The 22,067-nt window shown below is 68.6% G+C and carries 20 protein-coding genes; 13 read left to right on the top strand and 7 right to left on the bottom strand.

The annotated features are described in order from the left end of the window. Window positions 1-65: 65 nt before the first annotated feature. The 3 genes from proC to BM150_RS09330 all read left to right on the top strand — a co-directional run bounded on the left by proC (window position 66) and on the right by BM150_RS09330 (window position 3,357). On the top strand, window positions 66-896 hold the full coding sequence (gene proC, locus BM150_RS09340) for a pyrroline-5-carboxylate reductase (RefSeq protein ID WP_092926109.1): 831 nt from the start codon (window positions 66-68) through the stop codon (window positions 894-896). Between the two features lie 316 nt (window positions 897-1,212). Next, window positions 1,213-2,247 (top strand): NAD-dependent epimerase/dehydratase family protein, encoded by a 1,035-nt coding sequence (locus tag BM150_RS09335; RefSeq protein WP_092926107.1) that lies wholly within the window; start codon window positions 1,213-1,215, stop codon window positions 2,245-2,247. Window positions 2,248-2,256: 9 nt separating this feature from the next. Then, window positions 2,257-3,357: a lysophospholipid acyltransferase family protein gene (locus BM150_RS09330; RefSeq protein ID WP_092926105.1), complete on the top strand. Its 1,101-nt coding sequence runs from the start codon at window positions 2,257-2,259 to the stop codon at window positions 3,355-3,357. An 11-nt stretch (window positions 3,358-3,368) separates the two neighbouring features. On the opposite strand, the gene BM150_RS09325 is transcribed toward BM150_RS09330, so the two are convergent. The 3 genes from BM150_RS09325 to BM150_RS09315 all read right to left on the bottom strand — a co-directional run bounded on the left by BM150_RS09325 (window position 3,369) and on the right by BM150_RS09315 (window position 5,789). Continuing rightward, complete coding sequence (locus tag BM150_RS09325) at window positions 3,369-4,127, bottom strand: GAF and ANTAR domain-containing protein (RefSeq protein WP_092926103.1); 759 nt, start codon at window positions 4,125-4,127, stop codon at window positions 3,369-3,371. 44 nt (window positions 4,128-4,171) lie between these two features. Further along, window positions 4,172-4,921, bottom strand: a complete 750-nt coding sequence (locus BM150_RS09320; RefSeq protein WP_092926303.1) for a GAF and ANTAR domain-containing protein — start codon at window positions 4,919-4,921, stop codon at window positions 4,172-4,174. Window positions 4,922-5,078: 157 nt separating this feature from the next. Beyond that, on the bottom strand, window positions 5,079-5,789 hold the full coding sequence (locus tag BM150_RS09315) for a GAF and ANTAR domain-containing protein (protein WP_092926301.1): 711 nt from the start codon (window positions 5,787-5,789) through the stop codon (window positions 5,079-5,081). Between the two features lie 743 nt (window positions 5,790-6,532). Between BM150_RS09315 and BM150_RS09310 the strand changes: the two genes are divergently transcribed. Then, a complete protein-coding gene (locus BM150_RS09310; protein ID WP_092926101.1) occupies window positions 6,533-8,320 on the top strand; it encodes a putative bifunctional diguanylate cyclase/phosphodiesterase in 1,788 nt (595 codons plus the stop codon). 32 nt (window positions 8,321-8,352) lie between these two features. Here the strand turns inward: BM150_RS09310 and BM150_RS09305 are convergent, their stop codons facing one another. Together BM150_RS09305 and BM150_RS09300 are read right to left on the bottom strand one after the other, a co-directional pair. Next, entirely contained in the window at window positions 8,353-8,769 is a 417-nt protein-coding gene (locus BM150_RS09305; protein ID WP_175496751.1) for a peptidoglycan-binding domain-containing protein, read from the bottom strand. Between the two features lie 126 nt (window positions 8,770-8,895). Further along, entirely contained in the window at window positions 8,896-10,194 is a 1,299-nt protein-coding gene (locus BM150_RS09300) for a peptidoglycan-binding protein (RefSeq protein ID WP_092926097.1), read from the bottom strand. A gap of 365 nt (window positions 10,195-10,559) precedes the next feature. On the opposite strand from BM150_RS09300, the gene BM150_RS09295 reads away from it, so the two are divergent. Then, window positions 10,560-11,045 carry a helix-turn-helix domain-containing protein gene (locus BM150_RS09295; RefSeq protein ID WP_092926095.1) on the top strand — a complete coding sequence of 162 codons (486 nt, stop codon included), beginning with the start codon at window positions 10,560-10,562 and terminating at the stop codon, window positions 11,043-11,045. Between the two features lie 149 nt (window positions 11,046-11,194). Here the strand turns inward: BM150_RS09295 and BM150_RS09290 are convergent, their stop codons facing one another. Both BM150_RS09290 and BM150_RS09285 read right to left on the bottom strand, forming a co-directional pair. Beyond that, the gene (locus BM150_RS09290) at window positions 11,195-12,148 is read right to left on the bottom strand and encodes an HAD family hydrolase (protein WP_175496750.1); all 954 of its coding nucleotides are present in this window, start codon (window positions 12,146-12,148) and stop codon (window positions 11,195-11,197) included. 336 nt (window positions 12,149-12,484) lie between these two features. Next, window positions 12,485-13,129: a sigma-70 family RNA polymerase sigma factor gene (locus BM150_RS09285; RefSeq protein ID WP_245755381.1), complete on the bottom strand. Its 645-nt coding sequence runs from the start codon at window positions 13,127-13,129 to the stop codon at window positions 12,485-12,487. Window positions 13,130-13,539: 410 nt separating this feature from the next. On the opposite strand from BM150_RS09285, the gene BM150_RS09280 reads away from it, so the two are divergent. From BM150_RS09280 to BM150_RS24090, 8 genes are all read left to right on the top strand, one after another. Continuing rightward, window positions 13,540-13,791 carry a glutaredoxin family protein gene (locus tag BM150_RS09280; protein WP_092926091.1) on the top strand — a complete coding sequence of 84 codons (252 nt, stop codon included), beginning with the start codon at window positions 13,540-13,542 and terminating at the stop codon, window positions 13,789-13,791. A 738-nt stretch (window positions 13,792-14,529) separates the two neighbouring features. Continuing rightward, a complete protein-coding gene (locus tag BM150_RS09270; protein ID WP_092926087.1) occupies window positions 14,530-15,378 on the top strand; it encodes a redox-sensing transcriptional repressor Rex in 849 nt (282 codons plus the stop codon). Further along, window positions 15,375-16,799 carry a glutamyl-tRNA reductase gene (locus tag BM150_RS09265; protein ID WP_092926085.1) on the top strand — a complete coding sequence of 475 codons (1,425 nt, stop codon included), beginning with the start codon at window positions 15,375-15,377 and terminating at the stop codon, window positions 16,797-16,799. The genes BM150_RS09270 and BM150_RS09265 overlap by 4 nt, the downstream gene beginning before the upstream one ends. Beyond that, complete coding sequence (hemC, locus tag BM150_RS09260; RefSeq protein WP_092926083.1) at window positions 16,796-17,734, top strand: hydroxymethylbilane synthase; 939 nt, start codon at window positions 16,796-16,798, stop codon at window positions 17,732-17,734. Before BM150_RS09265 ends, hemC begins: the two co-directional genes overlap by 4 nt. A 14-nt stretch (window positions 17,735-17,748) precedes the next feature. After that, the gene (locus BM150_RS09255) at window positions 17,749-19,281 is read left to right on the top strand and encodes a bifunctional uroporphyrinogen-III C-methyltransferase/uroporphyrinogen-III synthase (RefSeq protein WP_092926081.1); all 1,533 of its coding nucleotides are present in this window, start codon (window positions 17,749-17,751) and stop codon (window positions 19,279-19,281) included. Between the two features lie 311 nt (window positions 19,282-19,592). Then, window positions 19,593-20,588, top strand: a complete 996-nt coding sequence (gene hemB / locus BM150_RS09250; RefSeq protein ID WP_092926079.1) for a porphobilinogen synthase — start codon at window positions 19,593-19,595, stop codon at window positions 20,586-20,588. Further along, window positions 20,585-21,142, top strand: a complete 558-nt coding sequence (locus BM150_RS09245) for a hypothetical protein (RefSeq protein WP_245755380.1) — start codon at window positions 20,585-20,587, stop codon at window positions 21,140-21,142. The genes hemB and BM150_RS09245 overlap by 4 nt, the downstream gene beginning before the upstream one ends. Before the next feature lie 73 nt (window positions 21,143-21,215). Next, window positions 21,216-22,040 (top strand): proline-rich domain-containing protein, encoded by an 825-nt coding sequence (locus tag BM150_RS24090; RefSeq protein ID WP_175496749.1) that lies wholly within the window; start codon window positions 21,216-21,218, stop codon window positions 22,038-22,040. Window positions 22,041-22,067 lie beyond the last annotated feature (27 nt).

Raw genomic sequence — 22,067 nt, 5'->3', positions numbered from 1 at the left:
TGGGAGAACTTCGACGTCACCGGGCCGGCAGCTGATCGAATCGCCTGCTCTGGCACCCTGACCGCATGTCGACGATCGCCGTACTCGGGGCGGGAAAGATCGGGGAGTCGTTACTCTCCGGCCTGCTCAACGCGGGATACTCCCCGGAGAACCTGTTGTTCACGGAGCGGTACCAGCAGCGTGCCGAGGAACTGACCAAGCGATACGGCGTGCGGGCGACCGATCCGCCCACCGCGGCGCGGCAGGCCGACGTGCTGGTCGTCTCGGTCAAGCCGCAAGACATCGAACCGCTGCTCGACGAGGTGGGTGAGCTCGTCACCCCGGACAAGCTGGTGGTCACCCTCTGCGCGGGCCTGCCGACCTCGATGTTCGAGCGCAGGTTCGCCTCCGGCACTCCCGTGGTTCGGGTGATGCCGAACACGCCGATGCTCGTCGGCGAGGCCATGAGCGCGGTCTCCGGAGGAACCCACGCCAACGAATCTCATCTGGAACTCGTGGAGGGGATGCTCGGCAGCGTCGGCCGGGTCGTGCGGATTCCGGAGGACCAGCAGGACGCGGTCACCGCGCTGTCCGGTTCCGGGCCCGCCTATTTCTTCTACCTGGTCGAGGCCATGATCGACGCCGGAATACTGCTCGGGCTGCCCCGCTCGGTGGCGGCCGAGCTGGTCGTGCAGTCCGCCGTCGGCTCGGCCACGATGCTGCGCGAGGGGGAGGGGCATCCGGTGATCATGCGCGAAGGTGTGACCTCGCCCGCGGGCACCACCATCTCCGGCGTCCGCGAGCTGGAGAAGCACGGTGTCCGGGCGGCGTTGATCGACGCCGTCGAGGCGGCCCACTCCCGATCGGTGGAGCTCGGTGCCAAGCACCGGCAGGAGACGGACTCGGACGGAGCCTGACCCGACCCGCCGCCCCGATGGTCCCGCGACGGTGCGCGATCGGGGCGGTGACTCCGACGAGCGGGACTGCTCGTCGGAGCGCGCGGCTCCGCCGTGATCCCGTTTTCGCTCGTCCACCGCGTGTCGTAACGGCACTGACACGCGGTGGTGACGCGATCGCGGTTACGATCGTCATCGGGAGCCGGTGCTCCGCGATGTTCCGAGGCACCGGTCGCCCGGTTCTCGTGTGCTCGGCAGTCTCACGGTGTGCTCGACAGGCGTGCCGCGATCACCTCGCCGAGGTGGTTCGACACCGCGGCCGCGGTCAGGAGGCCCCATGGTTCCGAACGTCGTGCTCGTCACGGGAGTAAGCCGTTTCGTCGGTGCTCACCTGGCGGGCAGGCTGGCCGAGAATTCCGCGGTGGGACGGGTGCTCGGTGTGGACAGCGAACACCCGCGCCGCGAGCTCTCCCGCCGCATGGGGCGTGCGGAGTTCGTCCGGGCCGACATCCGGAACCCGCTGATAGCCAGGATCATCTCCGAGGCGGCGGTCGACACCGTGGTGCACGCCTCGTCGAACACCGACGAGATGCCCGTGGCCCGTGCCGCGATGAAGGAGATGAACGTTCTCGGCACGATGCGGCTGCTGGCCGCGTGCCAGGAGTCCCCGCACGTCCGCAAGCTGGTGGTCAAGTCCACCAGCGCCGTCTACGGCGCGAGTTCCCGGGATCCGGCGGTCTTCGACGAGGAGATGGCACCCAAGGATCTGCCTTCCTCCGGCTACGCGAAGGATGCCGTCGAGGTCGAGGGGTACGTGCGTGGCTTCGGCAGACGTCGTCCCGACGTCGACGTGACGCTGCTTCGCTTCACCGATCTGATCGGGCCGCGCATCGACTCCGTGCTCACCAGGTACTTCTCGCTTCCCCTCGTGCCGACGGTGTTCGGCCACGACGCGCGCCTGCAGCTGCTGCACCCGGAGGACGCGCTGGCGGTGCTGCGCCGCGCGGCGCTGGAGGATCTTCCGGGTGTCTTCAACGTCGGGGCCGACGGGGTGCTCATGCTGGGGCAGGCCATTCGTCGAGCGGGACGGATTCCCGTTCCCATTCCGGGGACGATGGTTTCGCCGTTGGCCGGATTCTTCCGGGGAGCCAATCTGGCCTCGCTGTCCGCCGAGCAGATGAGGTTTCTGAACTTCGGACGTGTGGTGGACACCGCGAAACTGCGTGACCGGTTCGGTTTCGCTCCGAGATGGACCACGCGGCAGGCGTTCGACGATTTCGTGCACGGGCGTGAACTGCGTCCGGTGATCGATCCCGATGTGGTCGAGAGCGCCGAGCGGGAAATCAACAGGACGATCACCCGGCTACGTTGAGGAGGTGCGATGGCGGACGCACGAGTCATTCCGCTGCACCCGGAGGATGACGGGGGTGGCCGGGCTGGGGCGGGCTCCCAGGGGCGATCGGCCGGGGACGGTCGGTCCGCGATGTCCGGGGCACCGGGCTCGGCTCGGGAGCGTCCCGCTGCCCGGGACGACAGCGCCCGCGACGCCGCTGCCGGGGACAGCGGTGCTCGGGACGACGATGACGGCGACCACGGTGCCGGCGGTGGCGAGGACGCGGAAGAGGGGACGGACGGCGGTCCGGACTGGCACGAGACCCTCGCCGACCTGACGGCCTTCGCCCGCAGGCGGTTGCTCGGGCAGTACCGGGTGGACGAGTTCGGCTTCGACCGCGAACTGACCGAGCGGTTCTTCCTGCCGCTGTTGCGCACCGTCTACGACAACTGGTTCCGGGTCGAGGCGGTGGGGCTGCACAACGTGCCCCACGATTCCGGTGCCCTGGTGGTGGCGAACCACTCCGGGACACTGCCGTGGGACGCGTTGATGACGACGGTGGCGCTGCACGACTACCACCCCACCGGGAGACAGCTGCGGATGCTCGGGGCCGACGTCGTCTTCGGGACGCCGCTGGTCGGTGCGCTGGCACGGAAGACGGGACAGACCCTGGCGTGCAATCCGGACGCGGAACGGTTGCTGCGCGGTGGTGAGATCGTCGGTGTCTGGCCGGAGGGGTTCAAGGGAATCGGCAAGCCCTTCCGGGACCGGTACAAACTGCAGCGGTTCGGCCGGGGAGGGTTCGTCTCGGCCGCGATGCGCAGCGGCGTGCCGATCGTGCCGTGTTCCATCGTCGGCGCGGAGGAGATATACCCCAAGATCGGCGACATTCGTCCACTGGCCAGGCTGCTGGGGCTGCCGTACTTCCCGGTCACGCCGTTCTTCCCCCACCTGGGGCCGCTGGGTACCGTGCCGCTGCCGTCCAAGTGGTACATCGAGTTCGGCGAACCGATCGACACCGCCGAGCACGGTCCGGAGGCGGCCGAGGATCCCATGGTCGTTTTCAACATCAGTGACCAGGTGCGCGAGACGATCCAGGAGACGATCTACCGGTTGCTGGCACAGCGGCGGACCGTCTTCTTCGGCTAGTGACCGCGCCGTCACTCGTGGGCGTCGGTGCTGGGATGTGGCTGGGAGTCGAGCAGGTCGCCGGGCCGGATGGTGCGGGTGGTGAGGCTGTGGGCGAGGTCGGTGAGGTGTTGGCCGTGGGCGCGGGCGTGCTCGCGCAGCAGCCGGAACGCCTGGTGCATGGTCAGGTTCCCGGCTTCGGCGAGGACGCCCTTGGCCTGCTCGATGACGATGCGGTGATGCAGGGTGGCCTGCAACTGTTCCGTCAGGGTTTCCTCACGGCGCAGGGCGCGGTGATGCAGGATGCCGACGGTTGCCTGGTCGGCCAGGGCCTGTGCCAGTTGAATGCTGTCGGTGTCCACGGCGGCGGGTTCGGTGTCCAGCAGCGTGAGGGCACCGATGGTCCGGCGGCGAAGCCGCATCGGTACGGCTGAGGCGGTCCGGAATCCGGCGGCCACGGCCGCCTCGCCGAAGGTGGGCCAGCGGGCGTGCTCGGCGCTGAGATCGTAGCTGGTGACCGGGGCAGCGGTGGTGATGCTGTCCTGGCAGGGGCCTTCGTGGGTCTGGGTGGCCAGCAGCTGCAACAGATGGGCGTCCTCGGTGGACGCGGCGGTGGGATGCCAGCCACCACGTTGGTCGGACAGGATCACTCCGGCGGCGGTGACTTCGAGCAGTGCGGTGGCTCGTTCGGCCAGCAGGGTCAGGAAGTCGAGCACGTCGAAGTCGTCGACCAGTGTGTCCGACAGCGCCACGAAGGTCTGGGCCAGCCGTTGTTCGCGTCGGGTAGTCATCGCCGCTCTCGTTTCCTTCTCGGTATCGAATCCGTCGTGCCGACTCAGGCGGGTGTGCCCTGCTGATCGTCATCGGACTCGTCGGTGAAGCGCAGTCGTCTGTCGGTGATCCGGCGGGCCACGTCGAGCAGGGGCAGGGAATAGGTGTAGGCGTGGGCGCGGAGCCGCAGCAGCGCGTTCTCGGTGGTGGTGTTCAGCTGGGCCTGGATCATGCCGGTGGCCTGGTGTATCTCGGCGTGCGGGTCTGCCAACCAACCGGCGTCGCCGCTGGCGTGACCTTCGAGTTCGGTGACGACTGCGTGGGTGGCCAGATCGGCCAGGATCAACGCGTCGGAGATCTGGATGTCCGACAGCTTGCCGGGACGGTCGTGGTACAAGTCCAGCGAGCCGAGTCTGGCGGCGCCGATGTGCAGCGGGAACGAGAACACCGAGGCCGCGCCCCAGGCCAGCGCGCCGGGTGTGAAACCGGGCCACCGGGTATGGTTGTCCGCCAGATCGGCGATGAGTACCGGTCCGCCGGTTACGAAGGCGTCCAAGCACGGTCCTTCGCCGACGGTCAGCTGCAGGTCCTCCAGACCGGTGCTGATTTCGTTGGTGGCGTGCACCAAGCCGCGACTCGGATCCTGTCCGTCACCGTCGGCCAGCGAGGCCAACACCGTGGCTCCCGCCCCGGACACGGCCAAGTGCTCGACTGTCAGCGCACACAGCACACTCATCCGCGACGCCGTCTCCCCGGCGGCGTCGAGCCTGTTTTCCAGCCGGGACAACAGCACGGTTCGCCGGTCCTGACTCATCACCATCTCCCACCGCGCGGGCGGTCTCGATGTACTGTGCGGTGGCCGTGCCACCCGCTGGGCGGTGAACCGGCACGGCCCGCGGGTTCATCGTAGCTCGGCCCACGAGAACGACCCGCCCACCAGGGGCGTGCCCCGTCACGTCGGCTCGCAGTCCTCACGCGTCCCGTTCGTCCGGCACCTCGGCTCGGGTCAACCACCGTGCCACCGTCACCAGTTTCATGTTTGCGTCCTGGGCACTGCGAACCAGCAGCTGAAACGCCGTATCGGCATCCAGGTCGAAGCGTTCCATGAGGATGCCCTTGGCCTGTCCGATCACGTCGCGGGTGGCCAACGCTTGGTGCAGCTGAGCCACGTGGCGGGCACCGCCCAGGGTGGCGGCGGCGTGCGCGGCGAACAACCCGCCCAACAGCTGTGATTCCGTCCCGAAACCGCGCGGGATCCCGGAGTACAGATTCAACGCGCCCATGGTGTCGTCATGGGTGAACAGGTGAAACGACAGCATGCTGGCCACTCGCAGCGCGGCCGCGTCGGGTGCGAAGCGGGGCCAGCGGTCCTCCTCGGAGGTCAGATCGTCGACTATGACCGTGTGCTGCTCCCGCAGGGCGGTCACACAGGGGCCTTCCTGATAGTCGGCCTGCAGCTGATCCACCTCGTCGACAGTGGCATCGCTGGTCGCCGCCGAGGTGATCCCGCCATCGCGATGCAACAACGACACACCCGCCTGCTCGGCGCCCGGCACCGTGTCCACGGCGCCGGTCACGATCAATCGCAACGCCTCGGTCTCCGAGTCCGGACGCTGCAACCGCCGCGCGGCCCGTGACAGCTCGATCACGAGGCCGTTGTCCTCGTCACTCGTCTCGCTCATCATCACCACCTTGACTGATTTCCGAGGCACGCACCGCCCGGTTCGTCGTGCTGTCCTCACCCGAGGTCGGTCGATCCGTCCGGTCGCGGCAAGTGTCACGCGGGTTCGAGTCCCCGCCCCCTTGCCGGGCGGTCCGGGCCGTGGCCGCCGCGATGCCGGGCGATGAGATCAGTCACCGGAACTCGGTCGTGCCGCGGCGGTGTCGACCTCGCACGACGATGAGGACCCCTTCATCGGGCGGGGTCCCAACGTGATCTCCGGCCGGGAGAGCGAAAACGCCTCTTTCTCACCGAGCCACACGTGTTGACGCTCTCGTCGGTACGCGCAATCAGCTGGCCGTGACGGGCGAACAATTCATACGTGGTCACCAGGGCCGCGTCCCGAGTCATACGTGGTCAGCGGGGCCACGCCCCGAGGTATCCGAGAGCCCGTCGACGGTCCGACGGTGCTACCCCCTCTCATCATTACGAGTGTATACGGCTGTACACCGTGTGGTGGAACCGGTCGGCCCGTTCCTCTGTTAGGCTGAAGTCAGCTGGTTGAGCAAAAGCTGGCACGATTTACTGATGCTGGCCACGAGTGATCCTGGCCACGAGCCCGCTTCGACGAATGAGAATTCCTGTGGCTCGACTTGTCTTGCTCGACCGCTCAGCGAGGGTGTCTTCCATCGCGGCCGGCCGTGACGATTCCGATACTTACACCGTCCGCACGGAGATGGCTCGGTCCTGCCGTTGGGGGGACTGATGGTTGATTCGGCTCATTTCCTGCGGCGGGATGCGCTGGTCAGCTTGCGGGAGCGGCTGAGCGACCCGGATGGGCACCACGACAGCGTGATAAGCCATCTGGACGCGCTCGACGACGCCATCCGAGTGGCGGGACGGCCGCCGTCATCGCGGCTGATACCGGGTTTGTTCGACCTCGTGCCGGTGGCCCTGTTCATCGTCGGCGAGTCCGGTCGAATGCTGGATGCCAACGACGCGGCAGGGAGACTGATCGGCCGCGACCGCGCGGAACTGTTCGGCACGAGCGATTCCTCGTTGCTGGGCGGAGCCGCCTCCGGGACGACGGCGAAACCGGCGAACCTGCACCACGGGGAACTTCTGCCCCACGGGGAGCTCCGGGCGTTGACCCACGCCGACGGGCACACCGTGTACTGCCAGATCCACACCGCTGCCTCGGCCCAGCACGACGGCACTCGCCTGTGGCTGAAGGTGGCCCAGGACGTCACCTCGCAGCAGCAGCGCATCGAACAACTGCACCACCGGGCCAACCACGACGAACTGACCGGGCTTCCCAATCGCCAGGGGCTGCACGCCCTGCTGGCCCCTCACCTCGCCCAGGGGCCTCCGGCAGGATTCGCCGTGCTGTTCTGCGACATCGACAACTTCAAACGCGTCAACGACTCGTGGGGCCACGTCATCGGCGACGAACTGCTGATCACCGTGGCCCGGATGTTGGCCGACGCGTTGCCGCACGACTGTCGGGTGGGCCGCTTCTCCGGCGACGAGTTCCTGGTCACCTGTCCCGACGTGGCAGTACACGGGGGCCTCGAGACATTCGCCGCCCGCGTGTCCGGAATCCTGCGGGCCAGCCTCCCCCTCGGAGGGCGTCTCGTGCGAATCTCGGGCTCTGTCGGTGCCGCCGCCATCAACGGCAACGCGGCCACCTACGGCGACCTCGTCCGCTTCGCCGATGCCGCGATGTTCGACGCCAAGCGACGCGGAACCGGCCGAGTCGCCATCGCCGACACCACCCCCGACAACACCAGCACCGGTCAGCTCGATCTCGAGGACCAACTCCGCGTCGCGCTGGCCAACGACGGGCTCGCGCTGCACTACCAACCCCTCGTCGACACCCAGGGCCGGACCACCGGTGCCGAAGCGCTCCTGCGGTGGCCGCACCCGCAGCGGGGCGTGCTGGCTCCCGACGTGATACTTCCCCTGGCCGAGCAGGGCGATATGCTCGCCGAACTCGATCGCTGGGTACTGCGCACCGCGCTGGCCGAGGCGACCACCTGGCCGGAGATCGACATCGCCGTCAATCTCTCCGGGCCGCCCACCAACGAACCCGGCCAGCTCGAAGCCCTGTCGACGCTCGTCACGGATTCCGGCATCGATCCTCACCGGGTCATTCTCGAGCTAACCGAAACCGCACTACTGGAACTGCCGCTGCTCCAGCGGCACACCATGGGCCATCTGGCCGAGCGCGGCGTGGCCTTCGCCATCGACGACTTCGGAACCGGCTACTCCTCGCTGGCTCGCCTGCGGGAAATGCCCGCGCAGATCATCAAACTCGACCGCACTTTTCTGCCAACCACCGATGCCGACGACACCAGCGTGGCCATCATCCGCGCCATCGTGGACCTGTGCCGAGCCACCGGACACCACTGCATCGCCGAAGGCGTCGAGACCCGAGTCCAACGCGACCTGTTGGTTCACCTCGGTATCGACGCCTACCAGGGCTGGCTCTTCGGCCACCCGGTACCCGCAGCCGAATTCCGTCGGACCGTGATCACGGACCTCCGGGGGTAGCCGGCCCGGGCGGCCGAACCGGAAGGGCTCCGTCAGCCCCAGCCGTACTGGTAACTGACGCAGTCGGCGCCGACGTGCCAGCTCATCGCGTCGCGGGTCTGTGGCCCGTACACGCCGTCCCGCGAGATCCCGGCCCGCCGCTGCACGTTCAACACCGCGTTGCGGGTGGCGGGACCGTAGATCCCGTCCACCGCGATGGACTGTCCCTCGCAGGCGCGCAGCGAACGTTGCAGCGCGGTCACGGGTGAACCGCCGTTACCCACTCCCATCACGCAGTAGTGGGAGCCGCTGGAGCTCGCCGGGATCACCCCGTCGGTGGTGGTGCAGCTCGGGATCGCCGTGCTCGCGGCCGTGGCGGTGAGCGGGAACGCCAGTGCGGCCGTGGCCGAGGCCGTGGCGAGGCCGAGCGCCTTGAGAGTTCGTTTCGTGCCGTTCGTCGCTCGTGGCATCGGTTTCCTGCCAATCATGGAGGTCGGTGGAGGGGGCCGTGCGAGGCCCACCGGTGACGGAGCCGATCGGGGCCGGTTCGCGGTCAGCCGGTGGTTCCTCGCACGGCGCGAGGACATCTCGACCGGTTACGGGCTGGTGTAGCCGTAGATGTCGGCCGAGTACGGATCCACGTTGTACTTGCGGGTGACGGCGTCGGAAACGTTGCCACCGATGAGGTTCAACGTGCCGTTCGCGTTGACCGACTCGACGAGGTCCACGTGATAGCTGGTCGAGGTGTTCGACGGCCCTGATCCCCAGAAGACCGCGTCACCCGGCTTGATGTTGGAGAAACCCTGCGAGGCGGGCACGGAGTGCCCGTTGCTCAGTCCCCAGCGGTACCAGTCCCCGGTGAACCAGTAGGTCGGTACGTCGACCCCGGCGTTCTGCCACACCCAGGTGCCGAACCGGGCGCACCACGCGGCGCACCAGTCGTCGTACTTCTGGCAGTTCGTGCCGTATTCCTGGTAACCGTGCTCACCCGCGGCGATCGACACGATCTTCTCCCGCGTCGACCCGTCGGCCGGAGGCGTCGAATCCCCGGAGGACTGGTCGCACATCACCCGGGCGATGCCCATCTCGCTCATGGTGTTCGGTCCGGCCATGCCGTCCACGGCCAGGCCGTGAGCGCTCTGGTAGTCCTCTACCGCGGCGCGGGTGTTCGGGCCGTAGGCACCGTCGACGGTGGTTCCCGCGGCCCGCTGGATCTCCGTGATCTGCTGGCTCATGTGGTCACCGGTCACCGGGCCCGCGATCGCGTCGGTGGAGATGCAGGCGTCCCGCTGGAACTCCATGGTCGCCGAACGCGTCTGCGGCCCGACGATGCCGTCGATCCCGCTCCACGGCAGGTAACCCATTCCCGCCAGGTTCCACTGCACCTGATGGGTGTACGAGGATGGGTAGGGCAATCCCTGGACGTCGTCGGAACAGCCCTTCCGCCGCTCGATCCCCATCGAGCTCATGGTCTGTGGCCCGGCGATGCCGTCGTAGGTGAGGTTGTGTTCGAACTGATAGCGCTCGACGCTCTGGAGCGTCCACAGTCCGTAGACACCGTCGGCGGTGGTGTGGGCCGCTCGTTGGACCTCCTTGACCTTGTCCATCAGCGCGGTGGTCGTGTTGGGGCCGGCGATGCCGTCGACCGCGAGGCACTGCGAGGACTGGAACTTGGTGATGGCCCCGGAGGTCTGCGGACCGTCGACGCCGTCCACCCCCGCCCAGGGCAGGTAGCCGAGCCCCGCGAGGTCCTGCTGGATCTCGCGAACCGACAGGCTGGGTGCCGCCGCCGACTGGCCGGGGGCCGCCACCGCGCCCGTGGTGGCCAGCAGCAGTGCCAGCAACCCGAACAGCAGGTTACGCGCACCCGCCTTGGGTAAATATGACTTGCGCATGGATTCCTTTCCGGACGAGCGGAAAGCCGGGCGTGTTCGCGGCGAGCACCGCGCCTCGGACGCGGGAGGTGGACCGATCCACCTCCGCTCGTCGGAAGGACACGTGTCGGAACACGGTCGTCACCCGGCGAAGCTGTCGTTCCGGAATCATCGCGGTGTCCCGTTCCCGCGACCAGGGCTGTGGGAACTGACGGGAATTTCCGGGCCGTGCGGGACGGTGAACGAACCCGGGGCGTTCGCCGCGCTGAAGCACTGTCGAAACGGGACACACCGTCTAGAGTCATCCGTGATCGCGGCAACCGCCGAACGGTTTGTCACACCGCGTCGATTCAGGGTGCGTACGACCGTCACGAGAGGACCGGAGCATGTCACGACAGGGTGATCGGAGTGCTGAGACGGTGGGGACCGACGAGCTCGTGGCCCAGTTGCGAAGACTTCGGGCTCGCAGCGGACTCACGTTGGCGGCGCTGGGGGAGCGGACGAACTACAGCAAGTCCTCGTGGGGGCGTTATCTCAGCGGTAGGAGTCTGCCGCCCTATCAGGCGGTGCTGGCCTTCTGCCGGGCGGTGGAGACCGATCACGAACGTGTGCTGGCGCTGTGGGAAGCGGCGCACCGGGAACGTGCGCGGTGGACGGTTTCGCGGCAGCACCGGCAGGTGGTCGAGTCCGGTTCGGACCGGGGAACCGACGAGGGCGAGGTGCTCGTCCCGGAACCGGTGAACCAGCCGAGTCCGTCGCCGCCGACGACGAGTCGGGACCACGTGCCGATCGGTCTCGTGCTCGGCTGCATGCTCTGCGGTCTGGGTGTGGGCTGCCTGTTCGGGGTGTGGGCGTCCCGGGCCCGCGATTGAGCCCCGGGACGCTGTCGGCCCGTGTCGCGGGTCGTTCGTGCAGCGGGCCGCTCGCGCGACTGGCCCGCTCCGCACGTGGTCGGCGTGCCGGAACTACCGGGTGGGCCGGTGGATTACCGGGTGGGCCGGGGAACCACCCGATCGGTCGGTCAGGAACGATCCCTGCGGCGGAACGCGAGTCCCGCGGCCAGCCCCGCCCCCAGCGCCCCCATTCCCAGTACGGAACGGGCCCCGATCCGCGCCGCCTTGCGGCCGGTTCGGAAGTCACGGATGTCCCAGCCGCGCGCGCGTGCCGTCTCGCGCAGCCGCTGGTCCGGATTGACGGCCACGGCCGTTCCCACCACCGACAACATCGGAACGTCGTTGGCCGAGTCCGAGTACGCGGTGCAGCGACGCAGATCCAGCCCCTCGCTGGCCGCCAGTGCCCGTACCGCGTGCGCCTTCGCGCCGCCGTGCAGCATCTCCCCCACGAGTTTGCCGGTGTAGATACCCCGCTCGTGTTCGGCGACGGTGCCGAGAGCGCCGGTCAGCCCGAGCCTGCGTGCCATTACCTGCGCCAGCTCCACCGGCGTCGCCGTCACCAGCCACACCCGCTGGCCCGCGTCGAGATGCATCTGGGCCAGTGCCCTGGTGCCCGCCCAGATCCGGTCGGCCATCAGTTCGTCGTAGATCTCCTCGCTGAGTCCTTCGAGGTCCGAGACGTCGCGGCCCGCGACGAACGAGAGCGCCTGCTCCCGGCTGGATTGCAGATCCGTCGCGTTCTCCGCTCCCCCGACGCGGAACTTGATCTGTTGCCAGGCGAACCCGGCCAGATCCCCGGCCCGGACGAACTTCCGAGCCGCCAGCCCCCTGGCGAAGTGGAACAGTGACGCCCCCATCATCATCGTGTTGTCCACGTCGAAGAACGCGGCCGCGGTGAGATCTGGCGATGTCGCCGTGTTCTCGTCCTCCGAGGTCGTGGTGACAGCCGCTTCCGCCGAGGCGCGTCCCGCGACTTCGGCGCTGTCCGGGGCGTCCGCCAGCTCCGGCTCCCGTGGTTCGGACACGTTGTCGTGCTGGTCCCCGTCGTTGGTTTCCTCGGCTGAGCCTGGCCGTGTCGGCACCGCCGCGCCTCCCGGTCCCTCCGGAGTCGTCCGTTCGCTGCTGGTCCGCGAGCGGTGGGGCCCGCTCTCGTGCTGTTGCCCACCACCAGCATTCCTAGCTTAGATGTATTGTCCGTTTTCGGTGTTGACCCAGTCGGGGGCGGCGTCGTTCCAACGGTGGGAGTGATCGCGAGTTCGCGTCGTCCTGCCCGTGGCCGTACGAGTGTGGCCGTGCGGGCTCGGTCGCTGTGGTGCTGGTGGCAGTGGCGGGGTGTGTCCCGCTCCGTGGAGCGGGATGGTCGTCCGCGACTTCCGCGGCCCTCGGGGTTGGCCTGCCGCCGTGTCGGCGGGGCGGTCTCAGCGCGGATCGTCCGGCAGCAGCTGTGCCAGTCTGCGGATCGCCCGGTGCTGCAGTGCCTTCACCGCTCCCTCGTTGCGGTTCATGACACCGGCCGTCTCGGTCACCGACAGGCCCAGCAGGAAGCGCAGCCTGATGCACTCCCGCTGATCCGGGTTGAGCCTGCGGACGCAGTCCATCAGTTCGTGGTGGGCCGCTTCGGCCAGTACGTGCTGTTCCGGCCCCGTCGGTTGTTGCGGGGTGCCGCCGCTGTTGGCCTCGCTCGGATCGGCGAGCGGGACCTCCAGCTTGTTGCGGCTGGACTTGATGTGGTCCAGCAGCAGGTTCTTGGCGATGGTTATGAACCAGGCGGCGACGTCGCGCCCCTGGTAGCTCACCGAGGCTATCCGCCGCAACGCTCGTGCGAAGGTCTCGCTGGTGATGTCCTCCGCGAGGCAGTGGTCGCTGACCCGCAGCAGCACGTACCGGTAGACCAGGTGCGCGTACTGGTCGTAGAGCCTGCCGAACGCCTGGTTGTCACCCTCCTGCGCGGCGCGCACGTGGCTCCAGCCGTCGGGCTCACCGGGTTCCGGCACGGCCGGGCGCGGTGACGGTGGTTCGGTGGGTAGCCGTGATTCCTCGGCGGGTGTCGGCTCCCGTGCCACCGAGGGCTCCTCGCGTAACGGGGCTGCTGACGACTGCTGGCGCGCCTCGTGGCGTGCAGGGGGGCGTCGCGGCGTTCGCTGATGTTGCACCGTTGCCTGAAGCATTTCTGGTCCCTGGAGTCTTCGGTGTGATCGTGCGAGCCTCGTCGGGAATCGGTTGTCAGGATCGGCAGCATACGTCTTGTTACTGCCGGGTAGGTAGTGCATTCGGGGTTCGAATTGATACCGATTCCCCGGAGCCCCCGCCTGCCCTCGTCCTCCGCGCGCGAATTCCGGTGATTTCCACCACCCGCGATCCGCCGTTCTCCCCGCTCAGCGGGTGAGCCGGAGCCGCTCGGGTCGGCCGTGGGATGGACAATCACCCGTGACGGGCGATCGTGTCCGCGAAACTTCGAGACGAGGGGGTACCGGTGTCCGAGACGGCCACGCACGAGGTGACGCTGCTCGTTCGGCGGGACTGTCCCGCCTGTGACACCGCCGCGGCCGAGATCGACCGCGTGTGCTCCGAGACGGGGGTTTCCTGGAGCACCTCGGACGTCGACGCCGACGCCGAACTCAGGGCGGAGTACGGCGACAGGGTTCCGGTGATACTCGTCGACGGCGTCGAGCACGGATTCTGGAAGGTGGAGCCGCAGCGGCTGCGCGCCGCGCTGACTCGCTGAGATCGGGCCTGCCCGCTGGAGCCGGATCGCCGCGGCCCCTCCCGAACCGTGCCACCGGCGTCGCCGGAGCTCCCCGTTCAGGTCCTCTCGGAGGCGTCGTGGCCCGCAGACCACTCGTTTTGGCACCTCGGGGGGCTGTCGGGGAGGATGTGTTCAGTACCTGTTCCACAGCTCGGTCCGGTGGTCGAGGGTCACCCTTCGAGTCGGTGTCCGATCGTGTCGCGGAGCGTGTCGGAGCTTTGTCCGTCCGTGTCCGTTGCCCGTTCGTTCTTCCGGCTCGGTTTCGGGGAATCCCGATCGATTCGGGCGGAGCGCCCGGTCCGGTCGGATCGGTTCCGGAACGGGTGCCCACCCGGGAGTCCTTCGGGAAGCCGGGGGAGCGGACGATCGGGTCGGCGGGGCCGCGACAGCACGGTCGAGCCCGGCGACAGCCCGAGAATTCGGCCCCGCGTCCGGTAGGGCGTTCGGATGGTTGTGGGGCTCGTTACTACGGGCCGGGTCGACTTTGTGCGTGTGTTCACAAATAGCTACGGTGGGCGGTGTCGTGTTGCCGGACTCGTTCCGCGGAATCTCCGCACGCGATTACTGGTGGCGTTGGCACGCGCCCCCGGAAGTCACCCCTTCGTGGTCGGTGCTGCGTCCAATCGGTCGTCACGTTGTCCAACGGGGCGGCCGCCGGTTCGCGCTTCCTCCGGCCACCGACGAAAGCAACAGCAGGCAGCTCGAGGGAGATCCAGCGTGACGGCGCACGGAGACGACGTGCGAGACGGCGAGGCGAAAGCCGCGAGCACGGCGGAATCGCGGTCGTCGGAGTCGGAAGGGGTGAGCATCCCCGAGCCGCAGGATCGCGCCAGGTCGATCCCGGAAGCGGCCGTGGCACGGCTCGCGGTGTACCTGCGTGTGCTTTCCGGTCTCCACGAGCGTGAGGTGCACACCGTCTCCAGCGAGGAGCTGGCCGTCGCTGCCGGTGTGAACTCGGCGAAGCTCCGCAAGGATCTCTCCTACATAGGCTCCTACGGCACCAGGGGTGTCGGCTACGAGGTCGCCGTACTCATCGGGCAGATCGAACGCACCCTGGGGCTGACCCAGCAGAACAGGGTCGCGGTGATCGGTATCGGCAACCTGGGGCACGCACTGGCGAACTACGGTGGTTTTCCCAGCCGGGGTTTTCCCGTCGCGGCGCTGTTCGATCTCGATCCCGACCTGATGGGGGTGCCCGTCGGCGGGATCCCGGTCGACCACGTCGACGACATTCCCCGGGTGTGTGCCGAACGGGACGTGACCATCGGTGCCATAGCCACTCCCGCGAAAGGTGCCCAGGACGTCTGTGACCGGTTGGTCAAGGCGGGGGTTCGGTGCATCCTGAATTTCGCGCCCGTGGTTCTGCAGGTCCCCGAGGAGGTCGAGGTGCGCAAGGTCGATCTCGCCGTGGAGATGCAGATCCTGTCCTTCCACGTGGCCCGGCGGAGTCAGGAAACCCCCGACTCCACCGACTCCGAGCACGCGGCGACCGGGGCGCCCCAGTCGGAAAATCGTGATGTGAACACCGGGATCAGCCCGGTGGACGGGATGGTGGTTCGGCCGTGAATCTGCTCACCGTCGGTCTGTCGCACAACAGCTCCCCGGTACGAATGCTCGAACGCATGGCGGTCGGTGCCGACGACGTCGGCAAGCTGCTGCACGAGCTGCTTCGCAGCGAGCACATCTGCGAGGCGATGCTGGTGGCCACGTGCAACCGCGTGGAGGTCTACGCGGTGACCGAAACCTTCCACGGTGGTCTCGACGACGTCACCTCGGTGCTTTCCAGGCACGCCGGGGTCGAGTTCAGCGAACTGGCCGACCACCTCTACGTGCACTACGCCGGAGCCGTCGTCGAGCACCTGTTCTCCGTCGCCGCCGGACTGGACTCGATGGTCGTCGGTGAGGCCCAGATCCTCGGACAGCTGCGGCAGGCGTACAGCGACGCCGACGAGGCCGAGACGGTCGGCAAGACGCTGCACGAGCTGGCGCAGCAGGCGCTCCGGGTCGGTAAACGGGTGCACTCCGAGACCGACATCGACGCCGCCGGAGCCTCGGTGGTCTCCGAGGCGCTGTCCGACGCCGAGAACGTGCTGACGAGCCTTTCGGGCCGTTCCGCCCTGCTGGTCGGTGCGGGATCGATGGGCGCGTTGGCCGCTTCGCAGCTCAAACGGCTCGGGGTCGCCGAGGTGGTGATCGCCAACCGCACCTCCGGCAACGGTGACCGGCTGGCCGAGTCGCTGCGTTCGGAGGGGCTGTCGGCCGACACGGTCGCGCTTTCCGAGCTCAGCGGCGCCATCCGCGACGCCGACCTGGTGGTCACCTGCACCGGAGCCGTCGGTGCCGTGGTCGACACCGCCACCGTTTCGAGTGCTCTCGCGGAGAGGTCCTCGGACGCACCACTGCTGTGCTGCGATCTCGGGCTGCCGCGCGACATCGAGCCCGAGGTGTCCGAGCTGGCGGGTGTCACCGTGGTGGACCTGGAGTCGCTGCAGCGCAGGCTGGCCGATCAGCACGGTGGCGGAGCCAGGCAGGAGGCGGGCGACATCATCGCGGAGGAGGTCCGCTCCTACCTGGCCGCGCAGCGTTCGGCCGAGGTGACCCCCACCGTGACCGCGTTGCGCAAGCGCGCGGCGGAGGTCGTGGACTCCGAGCTGCTCCGGTTGGACTCCCGGCTGCCCGAGCTCGACACGGACGTCCGTGGGGAGCTCGCCCGTACCGTCCGCCGCGTGGTGGACAAGCTGCTGCACGCTCCGACCGTCCGGGTCAAACAACTGGCGTCGGCCCCGGGTGGCTCCGGTTACGCCGACGCGCTTCGTGAGCTATTCGAACTCGATCCGCAAACCGCCGCGGCCATCGGCACCCCGCAGGCCGTCGAGGAGGGCGAGCACGCCGTGTCGGGCACGCGCACCTCGGTCTCGCACGCCCAGCCGTCCAAGGCCGCTGCGGTCTCGCGCGATCGTCCCGAACAGGACGGTGAGGACCGTTGACCAGAACCCTCCGTATCGGCACCAGGGGAAGTGCGCTCGCGATGGCGCAGAGTTCCATGGTCGCCGAGGAGTTGGAACGCGCCGGTTACACGACCGAACTGGTCCGGATCGCCACTTCCGGTGACCAGTCACAGGCTCCGGTCACCGAGATCGGTGTCGGTGTCTTCACCTCCGCGTTGCGCGAGGCACTCGCCGCCGGAGAGGTCGATGTGGCGGTGCACTCGTACAAGGATCTGCCCACCGCGCCCGATCCCCGACTGGCACTGGCGGCCGTCCCACCGAGGGAGGACCCCCGGGACGCGCTGGTGGCACGGGACGATCTGACGTTGGGGGAGCTGCCTCCGGGCTCCGTCGTGGGGACCGGTTCGCCGCGCCGCGCAAGCCAGCTGGAAGCCCTGGGACTGGGGCTGGAAACGCGCGGTATTCGTGGCAATGTGGACACCCGAATGCGCAAGGTGAGCGACGGCGAGCTGGACGCCGTCGTTCTGGCCCGCGCGGGCCTGGCCAGGGTGGGCCGGCTTGAGGTGATCACTGAATCGCTCGATCCACTGCAGATGCTGCCCGCACCCGCTCAGGGCGCGCTGGCGGTGGAATGTCGCGTCGACGACGTGGACACCGAGCACTTGCTGCAGTCCGTGTTGGACGATGAGGCCAGCCGCGTCGCGGTGGCCGCCGAGCGCGCCATGTTGGCAGCGCTCGAAGCCGGCTGTACTGCGCCCGTCGGCGCATTGGCCGGGGTGGTGGAGGACCTCGACGACGACGGCCGTGTGGTTTACCGGCTGTCCATGCGCGGGGTGGTGGCGACCGACGAGAACAGGTTGGTGCGCGCATCCGCCACTGGTGAGACGACCGCCGCTGAGCAGCTGGGCAGGGATGTCGCCGCCCAGCTGCTCGAAGCCGGGGCCGCGTCGCTCAGCGGCCCCGGCAGTAGTTGATGGGGAGTGCCCTGATGACCCGAGCACGCAATACCCCCGGACGAGTGGCTTTCGTGGGCTCCGGTCCCGGTGATTCGGGCCTGCTCACCGTCCGGGCCAGACAGTTGCTTACACACGCTTCGCTCGTCGTCACCGATCCGGACGTGCCCGCCGAGGTGTCCGGACTCGCCGACGACGCCGCCGAGGTGCGTCCGGCCGTCGGTGATCCCGCCGACGTGGCGGGCAACCTGGCGGGCGAGGCCCAGACCGGCCGCCCCGTGGTGCGACTGGTCGCCGGTGACCCGTTCACCGCAGACGCGGTGGTGCGCGAGGTGCAGGAGATCGCCAAGACCGACGTCTCCTTCGAAGTGGTTCCGGGAGTGTCCGCGGGGACGGCCGTTCCCGCCTACGCGGGCGTCGCGCTCGGTTCCGCACACGCGGAGGTCGACGTGCGCGGCGAGGTGGACTGGGCCGCGCTGGCCTCCACCAACGGCCCGATCGTGCTGCACGCTTCCGGCAGTCACCTCGCGGAGGCTGCCTCGGCGCTGACCGAGCACGGCATGAGCCCGCAGACTCCGGCCGCGGTCACCGCCTCCGGGACCACCGTGTCCGAGCGCACCATCGACACCACCCTGGCCTCGCTGCCCGGCGACGCCGGTGAGCTCCAGGGACAGCTGGTGGTCACCGTCGGCACCGCCGCGGGCAACCGCGCGGCGCTGTCCTGGTGGGAGACCAGGGCGCTCTACGGCTGGAAGGTCCTGGTGCCGCGCACCAAGGACCAGGCCGGGGCGATGAGCGACCGGCTGTGGTCGCACGGTGCCGTCGCGCACGAGGTGCCCACCATCTCGGTGGAGCCGCCGCGCAGCCCGGCCCAGATGGAGCGGGCCGTCAAGGGGCTGGTGGACGGTCGCTACCAGTGGGTGGTGTTCACCTCCGCCAACGCGGTGCGCGCGGTGTGGGAGAAGTTCCACGAGTTCGGCCTCGACGCGCGCGCGTTCTCCGGTGTCAAGATCGCCTGCGTCGGGGAGGCCACGGCCGAGAAGGTGCGTTCCTTCGGGATCAACCCCGAGCTGTTGCCCTCCGGTGACCAGTCGAGCGAGGGGCTGCTGCAGGACTTCCCGCCGCACGACGACGTGCTCGACCCCGTCGCCAGGGTGTTGCTGCCGCGCGCCGACATCGCCACCGAGACGCTGTCGGCCGGGCTGACCGAGCGCGGTTGGGAGGTGGACGACGTCACGGCCTACCGCACCGTCCGCGCCGCGCCGCCGCCCGCCGAGACCCGCGAGATGATCAAGACGGGCGGGTTCGACGCGGTGTGCTTCACCTCCTCGTCGACCGTGCGGAACCTGGTCGGCATCGCGGGTAAGCCGCACGCCAGGACGCTGGTGGCCTGCATCGGACCCAAGACGGCCGAGACCGCCAAGGAGTTCGGTCTCCGGGTGGACGTGCGGCCGGACCAGGCCCAGGTGCCGTCCCTGGTCGACTCGTTGGCCGAGCACGCGGCCAAGCTGCGTGCCGAGGGGGCGCTGCCGCCGCCGAAGAAGGCCAAGCGCACCCGCCGTTCTTGAGTGAACGGTGCCCGTCGGGTTGCCTGCGGCTTGCTCGGCGGAACCCCGGTGGTAGCCGAAAATCTCGGCGGGGTTTTCGGCCGGATCGTGAACCGAGTGGTGCTCTCCGGCGCGCGAGCGCCGAACCACCACCCGATCAACCGGCACCGCCGCGGGTTCTCCCGTGCGGTTCTCGCGAGGAAGGCCCGACGTTGTGTAGGTCGCTACCCGATGTCGGGCCTCCCCGCAGCGAGAGCCGTGCGAGAGATTCCGCCAAGGAACCAATCTCGACAACTGGATCACCCCTCTTTTTCCCGCGAGGTGTTCGAGAGATGTATCCATCGGTCCGCCCGCGCAGGCTGCGCCGCAACGCCGCGCTGCGGCGACTGGTCTCCGAGACCGACGTGCGGCCGCGCCATCTGGTGCTGCCCATGTTCGTCAGGGAGGGGGCGGACGAACCGGTGGAGATCCCCTCCATGCCGGGTGTGATGCACCACACCCGGGACTCGCTGCGTGCCGCTGCCGTGGACGCGGTCGAGGCCGGGGTCGGCGGGCTGATGCTGTTCGGCGTCCCGAGTGAACGGGACGCCACCGGCTCGGCCGCCGCCGACCCGGACGGGATCCTCAACGTGGCGCTGCGCGACGTCGCGGCCGAGGTCGGCGACGACACCGTGCTCATGGCCGACACCTGCCTGGACGAGTTCACCGACCACGGCCACTGCGGGGTGCTGGACGACCAGGGCAATGTGGACAACGACCGCACGCTGCGGCTCTACGGCGAGATGGCGCTCGCGCAGGCCGAGGCGGGGGCGCACGTGCTCGGCCCCAGCGGCATGATGGACGGGCAGATCGGCGCCATCCGGGAGACGCTGGACGCCGCCGGCTTCCACGACACCTCGCTGCTGGCCTACTCGGCCAAGTACTCCTCCGCCTTCTACGGCCCGTTCCGCGACGCCGTGGACTCCCAGCTGTCCGGGGACCGCAAGACCTACCAGCAGGACCCGGCCAACGGCAGGGAAGCGGCCCGCGAGGTCGGGCAGGACATCGCAGAGGGCGCGGACATGGTGATGGTCAAACCCGCCATGTCCTACACCGACCTCGTCAGACAGACCGCCGAGATCTCCGAGGTCCCGGTCGCGGCCTACCAGGTCTCCGGGGAGTACTCGATGGTCGAGGCCGCCGTCGAACGCGGCTGGCTGGACCGGCAGCGGACGGTGCTGGAGACCCTGACCTCGATACGCCGTGCCGGGGCCGACATCGTGCTGACCTACTGGGCCGCGCGGGCGGCCCGCTGGCTGCGCGAGGAGCCCGGAGGGGGTGCCGCGTGACCGCGCCGCCCGACCCGCACGGCGGGGTGGACCACCGCACCTCGTCCGCACCCGCCACACCGCCCCGCTCGGTGTGGTTGGCCAGGTGGCTGTGGATAGCCGCCGCGCTCGTGGGGCTGGGGAACACGCTGGTGCGGTTGTCCGACCGCGAGATGCTCATCGGCGAGCTGCGGCGGGTCAACCCCGAGCTGTCGCAGCGAGAGGTGGACGCGGCGGCCAACGGCGGGATCATGTTCGCGCTGTTGTTCATGGCCGGGCTGACGCTGTTGTACGTGTTCTTCGGCAACCGGATGGCGCGTGGTGCCAACTGGGCACGCGTGCTGGTGATGGTGTTCTGCGGGTTGTACGTCGGCGGCAGGTTGTTCGCGTGGTTCGTCATCAGCATGGCCCGGTCACTGCTGGATCCGCGGCTGATGCCCGACATGGCGGTCGGGCCGCTGACTGTGCTGTTCACCACTGTGATCGCGGCGCTGAACATCGCGGTGTTCGTGCTGCTGCTGCGTGGTGATTCCAGGCGTTTCTTCGCCGGAGCCGGAGTTCCTCGCCCCGGCTGAGCGGGGGTTCCGGCGGGTTTTCCCGCTACCGCGGAAATTGGACATCTCGACGGCGGGTTTCTACGGTTTCGGCGTGACTTCCCCACAGAATCCTTGGGAACAGGATCCCGCGAATCAGGGGCAGTACCCGCAGCAGCCCGGGTACCAGCCCGACCCGCAGTCGGGTGGTTTCCAACAACCCGATCCGCAGTCCGGCGGATTCCAGCAGTCCGGCTACGGTCCGGCTCCCCACCCGCAGCAGGAATATCCCCAACAGGGCTACCCGCAGCAGGGCTACCCGGGACAGGGGTATCCGCAGCAGGGTTACCCGGCCGGTCCCGCGCAGGGCGGCTATCCCAACCCCTACGCCGCACCCCCGGTCTCGGCGCAAGAGATCGAGGGACCGCCGCGGCCGAAGACGATCGACATCTCCTTCTGGATCGCGATCGTCACTCCCGTGCTGTACCTGATGCTCTCGGTGGTCTCGATGGTGCTGCAGTGGAACTACATGAACCGGATGCTGGAGGAGATCTCCGACAGCTCCAGGGCCATGAGCGACGACATGCTGCGGTTCGCCATGATGTTCGGCGTCGTGTTCGGATTGATCATCTCCGTCGTGCTCACCGGACTCTGGATCTTCTTCGCGTTCAAGCTGCGCGCGGGCCGCAACTGGGCCAGGATCACGCTGACCGTTTTCGCCGGTGTCTGGATACTCAACGCCCTCAGCGGCATGGTCACCGCCGCCATCCCGCAGACGGTGCAGCTCCCCGAAGGGAGCTACACCCTGGAAATCCCCACGGCACAGCTGGTGACCGGCTACACGCAGAGCATCCTCACGCTGCTGGCGATGATCGCCTTCATCGTGCTTGTCTACCTCAAGCAGTCCAACGGGTTCTTCCGGGCGACGGCGCGACGGTGACCGGACTCCGATACCACGGCGAGCGGA

This window comes from Actinopolyspora alba, assembly GCF_900112765.1.
Taxonomy (GTDB): domain Bacteria; phylum Actinomycetota; class Actinomycetes; order Mycobacteriales; family Pseudonocardiaceae; genus Actinopolyspora; species Actinopolyspora alba.
This window is presented reverse-complemented; position numbering and strand designations above follow the sequence as displayed.